Genomic DNA, 13,694 nt, shown 5'->3' on the forward strand with positions numbered 1-13,694 from the left:
AAGATAGAGATGAAAAAAATCAGTTTTCTATTCGCTTTTCTCGTAGGTCTTCTTCTTTTTGCAGGCTGTTCGAATAAAAAGGCTTCAGCAGATAATTGGGCGGCTATCAACGAAGAGAAAAAAATCGTTATAGGTTTGGACGATACATTTGTTCCTATGGGATTTAGAGATAAAGACGGGAAGCTTACAGGATTCGATATTGATTTAGCCAAAGCAGTCTTTGAACAATATGGGATTACGGTAGACTTTCAGCCTATTGACTGGTCAATGAAGGAATTTGAATTGAACAATGGAACGATCGACTTGATCTGGAATGGCTATTCCAAGACACCGGCAAGAGAAAAGAAAGTGCAGTTTACAAAACCTTATATGGAAAATGATCAAGTACTGATCACACCTAAAGAATCAGGAATCACAAGCTTTGAGCAAATGAAAAATAAGAGATTAGGTGCGCAAAATGGGTCATCTGGTTATGATGTATTTACAAAACAACCAGAAGTGTTAAAAGAGATAGTCAAAAACCAAGATGCTGTTTTGTACGATAGTTTTAATGAAGCACTGATTGATCTGAAAAGCGGACGGATCGATGGTTTGCTGATGGATAAAGTATATGCGGACTATTATTTGAAACAAAGAAACGAGCTAGAAGACTTCAACATGACAAAAGGTTCTTACGAAAGTGAGGATTTTGCGGTTGGCGTGCGTAAGTCAGATGATACGTTAGTGAAGAAGATAAATGAAGCATTTGATCGATTAGAAAAAACAGGGGAATTCCAAAAAATCTCCAATAAATGGTTTGGTGAAGATGTCACGCCGAGAAATTAACAAAAACATACTAAGATTAGAGGGGAACATCATTGACGAATGATGTTCCCCTCTAATCTTAGTATGTTTTACATAATTTTATTTTGTTATGGAAGGGGTTTCGTGTTATTCTAAAAAGAGGAACGATTGAAGGTTATAGGAAAGGAAGAGATGAATGGAACACAAAGAACTTACCTCATTTCCAAAAGATTTTCTGTGGGGCTCTGCTTCTGCAGCGTATCAAGTAGAAGGAGCTTGGCAAGAAGATGGGAAAGGCGAATCAGTCTGGGATCGATTTGTTCGAATTCCAGGAAATACATTTAAAGGAACAAACGGTGATCTGGCAGTAGACCACTATCATCGTTATAAAGAAGATATTGCTTTAATGAAAGAACAAGGTCTAAAAGCTTACCGCTTCTCTGTAGCTTGGACACGGATTTTTCCTAATGGGCGCGGAGAAGTCAATCAAGCTGGGCTCGCTTTTTATGAGAGATTGATTGACGAATTGATTGAAAACGGTATCGAACCTATGTTGACTTTGTATCATTGGGATCTTCCACAAGTGTTGCAAGATGAATATAATGGTTGGGAGTCACGTCAGATCATTGAAGATTTCACTCATTATGCAGAAACATTATTTGAGGCATTCCGCGGGAAAGTCCATTACTGGATTAGTTTGAATGAACAAAATATCTTCACTTCATTAGGCTATTTATTAGCAGCACATCCGCCAGGCGTGACGGATCCAAAACGAATGTATGAAGTCAACCATATCGCAAATCTAGCAAATGCATCTGTCATCAACAAATTCCATGAGTTAGAAATGCCTGGGAAAATCGGACCAAGCTTTGCGTATACGCCAAATTATCCAATCGACAGTAATCCTGAAAATGTTCTGGCAGCCGAAAATGCAGAAGATCTAATGGCCAATTACTGGATGGATGTCTATATGTGGGGAAAATATCCTATTGCTGCTATGAGATTCTTAGAAGAAAAAGGATGGGCGCCAACGATTGAAGCGGGCGATGCAGAATTGCTAGAATCAGCCAAGCCAGATTTCCTTGGGATCAATTACTATCAAACAGCGACGAATGCATTCAATCCATTAGATGGGGTTGGAGCAGGAAAAATGAATACGACCGGGAAAAAAGGTTCATCAGAAGAAACAGGGGTTCCTGGAATGTATAAAAAAGTTGAGAATCCATTTGTCGAACGAACAAATTGGGACTGGGAAATCGACCCAGAAGGCTTAAGGATCGGATTGCGTCGTATCACGAGCCGTTACCGCATGCCGGTGCTGATCACGGAAAATGGCTTAGGAGAGTATGACAAGTTGACAGAAGACAAACAAATCCATGACGACTATCGAATCCATTACTTACAAAGCCATGTCAAAGCAATCAAAGAAGCAATTTCAGATGGAGCAGAAGTATTAGGCTATTGTACATGGTCTTATACAGATTTGCTGAGTTGGCTGAACGGTTATCAAAAGCGATATGGATTTGTATATGTCGATCAAGATGAAACACAAGAAGGAACTTTGGAACGATACAAGAAAGACAGTTATTACTGGTACCAAAAACTGATCGAAGAAAATGGAGAGAACCTTTAGTTCTCATGCTTAAAACAAGAAGGTACGGCTGGATATGGCCGTGCCTTTTTTTGATAAAATCATTTAGAAATTAAGAAAAACTGTAAAATAAGCTGAAAAATAAAAGAAAGCGTCAGTTCTTTCAAACAAAACTTTAGTTCCCTTGCTTTTTTTTGTATAATGAAACTTGATGAAATGAGGGATAATAAATGGCACAAAAGAAACGGCCTACTAAGAAAAGGAAAAAGACGAAAAAAACGAAAAAGCAAAAACAGCAGCAAGAACAAATGCTGACGATTGGTGTTGGATTTGCCTTGATTCTATTTGCTGTATTCGGCTTTTTAAAATTAGGTTTTTTAGGAATATTGATTGCAAACGGCTTTCGGATCATTGCAGGAAATACTTACCAAATCCTCTGTCTTTTATTAGCCGTATTAGGATTTTGGATTGTCATTAAGAATACAGAGTTTTCAATTGGCAAAAACCGACGCTGGTTTGGCGGTATACTCTTTTATTTCGGTATCTTATTATTGCTACATGCCCATTTATTCGGCAAACTCCATACTGGGGAACCAAATATCATGGGAACGACATGGGACTTATTAGCTAGCGATATAAAACAAAGTCAAGTAGATAATAACGTTGGCGGAGGAATGATCGGAGCAATTCTTTATCATTTCACTTATTTCTTGATTGCACAGCCTGGAAGTTATTTAGCAGCTGTTTTATTACTGGCGGGTGGAGCATTCTTGTTCAGTAATTTGGAAGGCTATCAGCTGCTGAATGGTATCCAATCAATTGGAGAACGGGTACAGGAATTATTAGAAGGTGATCCTGCCAAGCAAGCTCAAAAGCAAGCGGCAAAGGAAGAAAGAATGAAACAGCGTGCAGAAGCGAAAGAAGCCAGACGCTTAGCGGCACAAGAAGCAGCAGAAAAAGAAGCTGCAGAATATGAGAAGAAAAAAGCTGTGAACCAGCAAAGGAAAAATACTCCTGATGAATGGCAGGAACCAGAAAATGCCGAACCTGAGCAGTTAAGTTTTGTTCCAATTGACAGTTTTCAAGAAAATATCCATCCTGCGAATCTAGAGAAACCAGTACCAGATACACCAAAACAGACCAATACAGCGGAAGGTTTAGCTGATGAGTTGCCAGAGGATGACGGTACTTCATTAGAATTTGAGATCGAAGCAGAACAGGAAAATCAAGATTATGAATTGCCGACAGTTGACTTACTTGATTCTATACCAACTGTGGATCAAAGTGATGAGTATAAAAAAATTGAAAAAAATATCGGTGTATTGGAACAAACTTTCCAAAGTTTCGGTGTGGATGCTAAGGTCGTCAAAGCTAGTTTAGGCCCATCCGTCACAAAATTCGAAGTCCAACCAGCTGTAGGGGTAAAAGTAAGTAAAATCGTGAACTTAACAGATGATATCGCACTTGCTTTAGCGGCGAAAGATGTTCGGATGGAAGCGCCGATCCCAGGTAAATCACTGATTGGTATTGAAGTACCAAATGGAAAGATCAGTATGGTTTCCTTTAGAGAAATCATCGAAGCTCAGCCAAACCATCCAGATAAATTACTGGAAGTACCTTTAGGACGTGATGTTTCTGGACGAGTACAAACGGCTGACCTTTCGAAAATGCCTCACTTACTTGTAGCTGGTTCGACTGGTAGTGGGAAGTCAGTAGCAATCAATGGAATCATTACAAGTATATTGATGCGTGCTAAGCCCCATGAAGTAAAACTGATGATGATCGATCCGAAAATGGTTGAATTAAATATGTACAACGGGATACCTCATCTGTTGACGCCGGTCGTGACGAACCCTAGAAAAGCGGCACAAGCCTTACAAAAAGTAGTACAAGAAATGGAAGAACGATATGAAAAATTTGCGGCAACTGGTGTAAGAAATATTTCTGGTTACAATGAATTTGTTCAGCAGAAAAACTTAGAAAACGGAACGAAACATCCAACCTTACCATTCATCGTAGTAATCGTAGATGAATTAGCTGACTTGATGATGGTAGCTAGCAACGAAGTCGAAGATGCGATTATTCGTTTAGCGCAAATGGCTCGGGCAGCGGGCATCCACATGATCCTAGCTACTCAACGTCCAAGTGTGGATGTTATCACAGGGATCATCAAAGCAAATGTACCTTCCAGAATGGCATTTGCTGTATCAAGCGGTACAGATTCTCGGACGATCATCGACTCTAATGGAGCAGAAAAGCTCTTAGGGCGAGGAGATATGCTGTTCTTGCCAATGGGTGAGAATAAACCTATCCGTGTGCAAGGAGCATTCATCTCTGACCATGAAGTGGAGCGGGTCGTTCAATTTGTTACAGATCAGCAAGAAGCTCACTATGAAGAGAAAATGATGCCGACAGATGAAGTTGAAACGGCAGGTGCCCCAGAACAGCCACAAGATGAACTGTTTGAGGAAGCAAAAGCACTTGTTGTTGAAATGCAAACAGCAAGTATCTCCCTTCTCCAAAGAAGGTTTCGAATCGGTTACAACCGAGCCGCTCGACTCGTAGATGAACTGGAAGCTCATGGAGTTGTTGGCCCATCAGAAGGAAGTAAGCCTCGGAAAGTATTCATTGAGCAAGAGGAAACACCAGAACCACTGCCGGAAGATAATGATATGTAAAACTTGTTCGATGAACGGTTGAAAAACAAGTAACTATGTAAAAAAGACAAGACATGATGATACCAAGAGAAAAAATGGCTTTTTTCCCATCTTTTCTAATACGGTAGGATGTCTTGTCTTTTTTGCTTTTTATGAGATGAAAGTTCTATTCGATTTATTTGTGAAGTATTGCATTAACTAAACGAATCATGTATAGTATGTAGCGAAACTTTGAGAAAAAGAGGGAAAATACTTTGGAAAAACAATCCATCTATGGCTTGACGAATGAAGAATTAATCAATTGGTTTATAGAAAACGGTGAGAAAAAATTCCGAGCTGCCCAAGTTTGGGAATGGTTGTATCAAAAACGTGTAAGTAACTTCACAGAAATGACGAATCTATCAAAACAATTGATAGAAAAATTATCGGCGCATTTTATCATCAATCCTCTGAAACAAATGGTCGTCCAAGAAGCTTCGGACGGTACAGTTAAATATTTGTTTGAACTTCCTGATAAAAATATGATCGAGACCGTACTAATGAGACAAGAATACGGCTTGTCCGTTTGCGTGACGACACAAGTAGGATGTAATATCGGCTGTACATTTTGTGCAAGCGGGTTGCTTAAAAAGAACCGTGATTTGACCGCTGGAGAAATTGTTGCGCAGATCATGATGGTTCAACATTATTTTGATGAGCGCAATCTTGGTGAACGTGTTTCCCATGTCGTCGTAATGGGAATCGGTGAGCCATTTGATAATTACGACAATGTAATGGACTTTTTGCATATTATTAATGATGCCAAAGGATTGGCGATTGGTGCGCGACATATTACAGTTTCTACTAGTGGCTTAGCACACAAAATCAAGGAATTCGCTAATAACGGCTTGCAAGTCAATCTGGCTATTTCCTTGCACGCGCCGAATAATGAGGTGCGAACATCGATCATGCGGATCAACCGAAGTTTCCCAATTGAGAAATTGATGGAAGCTGTGGATGAGTATTTAGAGAAAACAAACCGTCGAATCACGTTTGAATATATCATGTTGAATCAAGTAAATGATAGACCAGAGCATGCGCAACAATTAGCAGATCTATTAAAAGATAAGAAAAAGTTAGCATATGTCAACTTGATTCCATATAATCCAGTCAGTGAACATGATCAATATTCTCGCAGTCCAAAAGCTGATGTATTGAGATTTTATGATGTATTGAAGAAAAACGGCGTAAACTGTGTGATACGTAAAGAACATGGTACAGATATTGATGCAGCTTGCGGACAATTGCGAAGCAAGCAAATGAAAAAAACAGCTGCCAAATAATCGTAGCCTACTTCGTTTTTTCAATTACCATAAAAGGAGCAGTTTTCTTAATTAAGGAACTGTTCAACTTAAATAAGTGAAAAGATTCTATAGCGAAAGTTATAAAGCGTTTTTTGACAAGAAAAGCCCTCATTAAGCAAAGAAATGTCGTCAATTTGATGACAACCTGCTTGATGGGGGTTTTAGCAATTATTTAACTGATTTTCTTATATCCTTGCTGGCTTTCTTGTGTAGCATGATAAGTTTCTACGTCAAGAATGGCCTGTTTAAATTTTTCTCGGGTGATTTCATAAGGCACATGTTTGATATCATTTGTGGTCATGGCTTTATCTAAGATTGCTTCTAAATCGGTCGTGACATTGAGATTCATGTCGGCTAACGATACTGGAAGTTGGTTCTTTTTCATAAACACATAGATTTTATCAAACAAATCGAACTGCTGATCCATCATCAATAAGGTCAGTACACCATAACTGACAGATGCTCCGTGAAGGTATCCCTCCATTTTTTCTAGAACAGTCGTACCGTAATAGAATGAGTGTGCCATAGCAGAATTATAGTTATTGTTAACTAAAACAGAAACCAATCCGGTAGTAACAATGATATCCGAAACGACTTGTTCAATTGCATATGAGGGACGATCGTCGGCACTATCTTTCAATGCTTGCGTACCATAAGTCAAGAGGCGATCAATGCACATTTTTCCAATTTGGATTCCTAATCTATCCGTGTAGCCTAGATCATCGCCACGAGCAGAAAAAGTAGATTCGACTTCTTTGGATAAAGCATCGCCAATACCTGCCCATAAGTATTTATCAGGTGCTTCGGCAATAATTGCTGTATCAATGAAGGTGTGTACAGGTGGTTTTGAAGGAAAGAAGAGTCCGTCCATTACGCCTTCTTCGTTATAGATGACACATACCGCCGTGACGGGCGAACAGTTCGAACCAATAGTGGGGAAGGTGAAGACTGGTTTAGCTAGTTTTTCACCAATGACTTTTACAGTATCGCAAGCACGGCCACCGCCGACTGCAAACAAGACGTCTGCTTTTTGGACACTTTCATGTTGGATCAACTGTTCAATATTTCCATAAGTTGAATTACCCCCGTACCAGAGACTGGCGATAACTTCTATTTCCTGAGTCAAAGCTGCTTTTATTTTGTTTTCTGCCTTTGAAAGTGCAGTCTTCCCTCCAATCAGCACTACTTTTTTCCCATATTCTTTGACGATTCCATTTGCTTTTTCATACGCATCTGTTCCAATGGTATAATTTGGTAAGAAAACACTTTGACTCATATTCTTTTCCTTCTTTCTTCGTTGAAACGGGTTAAAATTTTAAAGAGTGATCTTTCTGACGGCGGTTGTAGATGGAGTAGAGGCGAATCTAAGACAGGATAAGTAATGAATAAGGTGGCATGAACACCTTGAAATCATCAATAAGTATCCTAAAAATAAAATAAGTACATAAACATTGAAAACGAAAATAATGAATTTTTGTTCCTCCTAGTATTTCTACCGATTCCTTTTGCTTTTTTGTAATTATCTAAAAATTCTAAAAATTAAGATTATTATATGAAAACAGGTTTTATTTGTCAATTCATAATTGTTTTTTTTAAAGCGAAAGATAATCTATATCATGATGAACAAACAGAGTTTTTCCCTCCAATTGATGGCTTTCCTGATCTTTCCTATTTTGAATAAAGTGTTTCTGTATAATTTTTTTATTTTATAAGTAAGGTAAATAATGAAAGAATAGAGATACTGATTGGTAGCTAAAGATTTTTGAGCGAGAACATTTCGTTTTTTCAAAAGGACTGTTAGAATAAGCAAGAACAAGGGGGAAGACGTATGATAATCAGTGAATTTGACCGTAATAATCCAGTATTGAAAGATCAGCTTTCTGATTTACTGAGACTGACTTGGCCGGAAGAATATGGAGACAGCTCGGCAGAAGAAGTAGAAGAAATGATGAATCCAGAACGAATCGCGGTAGCAGCGGTTGACCAAGATGAGTTAGTAGGATTTATTGGTGCAATCCCTCAATACGGTATCACAGGTTGGGAATTGCATCCATTAGTTGTAGAAAGCTCCCGACGAAAGAACCAAATAGGTACTCGATTAGTCAATTACTTAGAAAAAGAAGTAGCTTCCAGAGGAGGAATAACGATTTATTTAGGTACGGATGATTTAGACCATGGAACAACGTTAAGTCAAACAGACCTGTATGAGCATACGTTTGATAAAGTGGCCTCCATCCAGAACCTTCGTGAACATCCCTATGAGTTCTATGAAAAATTAGGTTATAAAATCGTAGGTGTCTTACCAAATGCAAATGGCTGGGACAAACCGGATATTTGGATGGCAAAAACGATTATTCCTCGACCAGATTCTCAATAATAAAAAGAGATTGTGAAATCAGCGACCTGACCTGAGTATTAGAGAAACAAACGGAAAAATAGTTCTTCATATTTTGCCGTTTGTTGAGCTAATATCGAGGGTCAGCTGATTGAACACCGTTTAAGGAAGAGGTTGTGAAAAAGTCGCTTAGTTTCGAGTATTAAGAAAAATTTTGTGAAAATGGCTTTCTACATTTTTGCATAAATTTGGCTTAATACCGAGAAACTGGCTTTTGAACACCGTTTAAGAAAGAGGTTGTGAGCCTGCCGTTCAGCTCCGAGTCACAAGGAACAATTTCAAAAAACAGCTTCTCATGTTTGATGAATATTGTGACTTGTGACCGGGGAGTTGGCAGGAGAACACCGTTTAGTGGAGAGGTTGTGAAAAAGCTGTCCTTCATCAAGTAATAAGAACAGCCAAACAAAAATAGCTCCTCCTATTTTTCGTTTGGTTGGGCTTATTACCGCAGATGCAAGCTTTTGAACACCGTTTATTCGGATAAGGAACTGTGACAAGACTTTTGTCAGAGTTCCTTTTTGTTTATTCTTTTTTATCTTTGTATGGCAATAATAGACAATATAACAAAAATTATTTAATGGCTACTGAAAGACAATAGAAAACCTTGTACAAAGCTATTTTTTCTGAAAAATTCCTTGAAACCTCACGAAAAAATCATTATTTTATGAAAAAGACAAAAAAAGTGTTGATTTTTTAATAATTATTCATTAAACTCTTAAACAACTTCAGAAAATATTAATTATTCTGAAAATTCAAATAAAGGGGTACGTAAAATGAAAAAGAAATTTACATTTGGTTTGGTTGCGGTATGCGGCCTTGTACTTGCTGGATGTTATGGCGGCAGTTCAGCCACAAGCAGTAGTTCAGCAAAAAGCGGTTCAGCAGATGGAGGAGGCGTATTTAACTTAGTCGTGCCTCAAGAAATGCCTACAGCTGACTTATCAGTTGCAACAGATACAATCAGTTTTACAGCATTGAATAACGTTTATGAAGGTATTTACCGTCTTGATGAAGATAGCAAACCACAGCCGGCAGGAGCTAGCGAGTTGGCAGAAGTCAGTGAAGACGGATTAACTTACAAAATCAAATTACGAGAAGACGCAAAATGGTCAAATGGTGATCCTGTTACAGCAGCGGATTACGTTTATGGCTGGCAACGAACAGTAGATCCAGCTACAGCTTCTGAATATGCTTACCTGTATGCGCCAGTTGAAAATGCAGAAGACATCACAGCTGGAAAGAAAGATAAATCAGAACTAGGGATCAAAGCAGTTGGCGACTATGAATTAGAAATCAAATTGACGAAACAAACACCATATTTCCAATACCTGCTTGCTTTCCCATCATTTTTCCCACAAAAACAATCCGTAGTGGAAGAAAATGGGGATGCCTATGCATCTGCAAGTGATAAAGCTGTTTATAATGGACCATTCACATTAGAAGATTTCGATGGACCAGGAACAGATACAGAATGGACTTATAAGAAAAATGACCATTACTGGGACAAAGACACAGTAAAACTTTCTGAAATCAAAGTCAGTGTAGTAAAAGAATCTTCTACTGCTTTGAACTTATTCAAAGATGGCCAAGCAGATGATGTGATCTTGTCTGGTGAATTAGCACAGCAAAACGCAAACGATCCAGCTTATACTTCTGTTAAAGAAGCACGAACAAGCTATATCGAATTCAACCAACGCGAAAAGAATTCACCATTCAACAATGTGAACCTAAGAAAAGCTATTTCTTATTCTATCGATCGTGAAGCTTTAGTAAAACAAGTACTAGGTGACGGATCAGTTGTCTCTACAGGATTGATCCCATCAGATATGGTAAAAAGTCCAACAACGAACGAAGACTTTGCAAAAGAAGCTGGAAAATTAGTTTCTTATGACAAAGACAAAGCAAAAGAATATTGGGAAAAAGCGAAAAAAGAATTGGGCGTTGATTCTTTAGAATTTGATTTGATGGCTTCTGATGATGATTCATCGAAAAAAGTAATCGAATATGTTCAAAACTCAATCCAAGAAAACTTGGATGGCGTAACAGTCAAACCAACACCTGTTCCATTCTCTGTACGTCTTGACCGCTCAACTTCGGGTGATTTTGACGCAGTACTAGGTGGATGGGCTGCTGACTATGCAGACCCAAGCAGCTTTACTGATTTGTTTGTCACAGGTAATTCATACAACCGTGGTCGCTGGAGCAATGCAGAATATGACGAAGCAGTTAAAGCAGCTTCATCAACAGATGCTGGCGATGAACAAGCACGTTGGGATGATTTCCAAAAAGCAATCAAGATCATCTCTGATGATATGGGTGTCGTTCCGGTGTACCAAAAAGCAGAAGGTCACCTAGTGAATGAAAAAATCAAAGGTATCGTTCACCATGCTGCAGGCGCTTCATGGGATTACAAATGGACATACGTTGAAGAATAATCGTTAATACCGTGAGCATGAGAAAAAACGAGGCTGCGGCAAATGTCGCAACCTCGTTCTCATATTTACTTATCCTAACAAAGAAAAAAGCATGAAAATAGCAGAAAGAGCAATTAGTATTCCGGCAATGATCAGCCAAAAGCTGTACATACCGTAGCTGGCAGACGAGAGCGAGGAAAATTCTGGTTTTTTCTTTCGGTTCCTTGTTCGTGCAAGATGGACCGATCGCTGAAAATGATCGAAGAAACCCGAAGAAAAGACCCATAAAAAACCGCCGATAATCAGAAACGGCAATGACCATAAGAATAGATCATTAGATAATTGAATGAGTGTAAAGGAATGGTTGATGACGTTTTTTATTAAAATAACCAGAATCAGTAGAAAAGCTACTGCGTAGGGGATAGATTTTTTTTTCATTTGATTGCTCCTTTATTTTTGGTTCATTATCTAATAATGTAGCGAAACATCTGTCAGAAGTCAAAAGCTAGGGGGAAACATTAGTGAATAGTTATATCAAATATGTATTAAAACGTGTCTTTTTCATGATCATCACGCTTTGGTTAATTGCAACAATCACCTTTTTCTTGATGCAATTGCTGCCGGGCACGCCATATACGAATCAGGAACGTTTGAGTCCTGAAACAATCGAGATGCTAAATAAACAAGTCGGTTTGGATAAACCAGTTATCGTACAATATGGGATTTATCTTTCTAATTTGCTTCAAGGAGATTTTGGAATTTCCTTCCAATTTAAAAACCAGCCAGTCGCACATTTGTTAGCTGGAAGAATCGGACCATCTTTGCAATTAGGGTTACAGGCAATTATCTTTGGAACAGTCCTAGGAACGATTTTAGGAACGATTTCTGCCATGAAGCAAAATACATGGGCAGATACATCTTCTACACTTGTAGCGATATTAGGTCGTTCCATTCCAAACTTTGTATTTGCTGTTTTACTACAATATATCTTTGCAATCAAATTACAAGTTTTACCAATCGCAAAATGGGATGGCTTTGTGTACACGATCTTGCCGACAATTGCATTGGCCATGTCGCCCCTTGCTGATTCTGCTCGATTTATCCGGACGGAAATGGTGGAAGTACTGCATAGTGATTACGTGGAATTAGCAAAAGCAAAAGGGTTGAGCCGTTGGGAAATCGCCTTTAAACATGGTCTTCGAAATAGTTTGATCCCATTGATGACTTTATTAGGACCCTTGGCTGTCGCATTGATGACCGGATCACTGGTGGTAGAAAATATCTTTGCTATTCCTGGTATCGGGGAACAATTCGTTAAGTCGATCACAACAAATGATTATCCTACGATCATGGCTGTAACGATCCTTTACTCATTTATGTTGATTTTTGTTATTTTGATCGTTGATTTGTTGTACGGTCTAGTTGATCCAAGAATTCGTGTTTCAGAAGGGAGCCGAGGATAAATGGAAATGACACCAAAGCGTTATGAAACAGTCGCAGATATTCCTGCGGATGAGTTTCTTCCATTACAAAAAAATACCGAAGAAGAACGTGAGCAGATTACTGCGCCTTCTTTGAATTTTATCCAAGATTCATGGCGCCGTTTAAAGAAAAACAAAGCTGCCGTTATTTCAATGTTTTTACTGTTGGTCATCATTTTGATCTCTGTGGTCACGATCTTTGTTTCTCCACATGATCCAACTGCCCAAAATGTGGCTTATATCAATCTGCCTCCTCGTATTCCGGGAATCAATATCGATGGATTGAATGGAAAAGCAATGGTCGGCGGTGAACTGGTGGATAAATATGCTCAAGCAAACGTTCCTTCAAACGTAAGTTTCTTTTTAGGAACAGACGGTTTGGGCCGTGATGTATTAAGCCGTTTATTTATGGGAACGAGAATCTCGTTGTTGATCGCATTTATTGCTGCATTACTAGATGTAACGATTGGTGTAGCTTACGGGTTAATATCTGGTTTGTTAGGCGGACGTGTCGATAATGCGATGCAACGTTTTTTGGAAATCTTGTCAGGAATTCCAAACCTCGTTGTCATGATCTTGATGTTGGTCGTTTTTGAACCAGGAATTTTTTCCATCGTGGCTGCTATGGCCATCACAAACTGGATACCAATGGCACGTATCGTTCGTGCACAAACAATGAAATTAAAAGATCAAGAATATGTTCTAGCTGGATTGACATTAGGTGAATCAAGAATGAAAATTGCATTCAAACATATTTTGCCGAATATCTCCAGTGTCATTATTATTCAAATGATGTTTAGCATCCCATCTGCTATTTTCTTCGAAGCCTTTTTAAGTTTTATCGGTTTAGGTCTTACGCCTCCGTCAGCTTCATTAGGAACGATGTTGAGCGAAGGGTACAAGACATTCCTGTATCTGCCTTATCTGTTATGGATTCCGGCAGTAACTTTATCGGTTATCATGATTGGCTTTAACTTACTTGCTGATGGATTGCGTGATGCCTTTGATCCTAAAATGAAAGAGTGAGGAC

10 protein-coding genes and 1 pseudogene are annotated in these 13,694 nt (G+C 38.8%); 9 read left to right on the forward strand and 2 right to left on the reverse strand.

Annotation, left to right across the window (positions count from 1 at the left end; genetic code table 11):
- Positions 1–9 precede the first annotated feature (9 nt).
- The 5 genes and pseudogenes from AB3I00_RS10275 (at position 10) to AB3I00_RS10295 (ending at position 6,550) form a co-directional block, all read left to right on the forward strand.
- Positions 10–825, forward strand: a complete 816-nt coding sequence (locus tag AB3I00_RS10275; protein ID WP_368025166.1) for an amino acid ABC transporter substrate-binding protein — start codon at positions 10–12, stop codon at positions 823–825.
- A gap of 154 nt (positions 826–979) precedes the next feature.
- On the forward strand, positions 980–2,416 hold the full coding sequence (locus AB3I00_RS10280; protein ID WP_368025167.1) for a glycoside hydrolase family 1 protein: 1,437 nt from the start codon (positions 980–982) through the stop codon (positions 2,414–2,416).
- Positions 2,417–2,604: 188 nt separating this feature from the next.
- A complete protein-coding gene (locus tag AB3I00_RS10285; protein WP_368025169.1) occupies positions 2,605–5,052 on the forward strand; it encodes a DNA translocase FtsK in 2,448 nt (815 codons plus the stop codon).
- Positions 5,053–5,285: 233 nt separating this feature from the next.
- On the forward strand, positions 5,286–6,353 hold the full coding sequence (rlmN, locus tag AB3I00_RS10290; protein WP_002293564.1) for a 23S rRNA (adenine(2503)-C(2))-methyltransferase RlmN: 1,068 nt from the start codon (positions 5,286–5,288) through the stop codon (positions 6,351–6,353).
- Positions 6,343–6,550: pseudogene (locus AB3I00_RS10295) on the forward strand (hypothetical protein). Before rlmN ends, AB3I00_RS10295 begins: the two are co-directional and overlap by 11 nt.
- Here AB3I00_RS10295 and AB3I00_RS10300 read toward each other — a convergent pair.
- Positions 6,547–7,650 carry an iron-containing alcohol dehydrogenase family protein gene (locus AB3I00_RS10300; RefSeq protein WP_002293566.1) on the reverse strand — a complete coding sequence of 368 codons (1,104 nt, stop codon included), beginning with the start codon at positions 7,648–7,650 and terminating at the stop codon, positions 6,547–6,549. The pseudogene AB3I00_RS10295 and the gene AB3I00_RS10300 overlap by 4 nt on opposite strands.
- 552 nt (positions 7,651–8,202) lie before the next feature.
- On the opposite strand from AB3I00_RS10300, the gene aac(6') reads away from it, so the two are divergent.
- Together aac(6') and AB3I00_RS10310 are read left to right on the forward strand one after the other, a co-directional pair.
- Positions 8,203–8,751, forward strand: a complete 549-nt coding sequence (gene aac(6') / locus AB3I00_RS10305; RefSeq protein WP_002293989.1) for an aminoglycoside N-acetyltransferase AAC(6')-Ii — start codon at positions 8,203–8,205, stop codon at positions 8,749–8,751.
- A 791-nt stretch (positions 8,752–9,542) separates the two neighbouring features.
- A complete protein-coding gene (locus tag AB3I00_RS10310; protein WP_002289796.1) occupies positions 9,543–11,204 on the forward strand; it encodes a peptide ABC transporter substrate-binding protein in 1,662 nt (553 codons plus the stop codon).
- A 69-nt stretch (positions 11,205–11,273) separates the two neighbouring features.
- On the opposite strand, the gene AB3I00_RS10315 is transcribed toward AB3I00_RS10310, so the two are convergent.
- Positions 11,274–11,621, reverse strand: a complete 348-nt coding sequence (locus tag AB3I00_RS10315) for a DUF3899 domain-containing protein (protein ID WP_002293571.1) — start codon at positions 11,619–11,621, stop codon at positions 11,274–11,276.
- Between the two features lie 83 nt (positions 11,622–11,704).
- On the opposite strand from AB3I00_RS10315, the gene opp3b reads away from it, so the two are divergent.
- Positions 11,705–12,646 (forward strand): oligopeptide ABC transporter permease, encoded by a 942-nt coding sequence (opp3b, locus tag AB3I00_RS10320; protein WP_002293573.1) that lies wholly within the window; start codon positions 11,705–11,707, stop codon positions 12,644–12,646.
- Positions 12,647–13,690 (forward strand): ABC transporter permease, encoded by a 1,044-nt coding sequence (locus AB3I00_RS10325; protein WP_002293574.1) that lies wholly within the window; start codon positions 12,647–12,649, stop codon positions 13,688–13,690.
- The last annotated feature ends 4 nt before the right edge of the window (positions 13,691–13,694 follow it).

It is taken from the genome of Enterococcus sp. C76 (assembly GCF_040886985.1).
Taxonomy (GTDB): Bacteria; Bacillota; Bacilli; order Lactobacillales; family Enterococcaceae; genus Enterococcus_B; species Enterococcus_B lactis.

Bases quoted from the DNA above. Each gene is read 5' to 3' on its own strand.
- AB3I00_RS10275 (WP_368025166.1), top strand. From the start codon at position 10: ATGAAAAAAATCAGTTTTCTATTCGCTTTTCTCGTAGGTCTTCTTCTT.
- AB3I00_RS10310 (WP_002289796.1), top strand. From the start codon at position 9,543: ATGAAAAAGAAATTTACATTTGGTTTGGTTGCGGTATGCGGCCTTGTA.
- AB3I00_RS10325 (WP_002293574.1), top strand. From the start codon at position 12,647: ATGGAAATGACACCAAAGCGTTATGAAACAGTCGCAGATATTCCTGCG.
- AB3I00_RS10285 (WP_368025169.1), top strand. From the start codon at position 2,605: ATGGCACAAAAGAAACGGCCTACTAAGAAAAGGAAAAAGACGAAAAAA.
- AB3I00_RS10300 (WP_002293566.1), bottom strand. From the start codon at position 7,650: ATGAGTCAAAGTGTTTTCTTACCAAATTATACCATTGGAACAGATGCG.
- AB3I00_RS10280 (WP_368025167.1), top strand. From the start codon at position 980: ATGGAACACAAAGAACTTACCTCATTTCCAAAAGATTTTCTGTGGGGC.
- AB3I00_RS10315 (WP_002293571.1), bottom strand. From the start codon at position 11,621: ATGAAAAAAAAATCTATCCCCTACGCAGTAGCTTTTCTACTGATTCTG.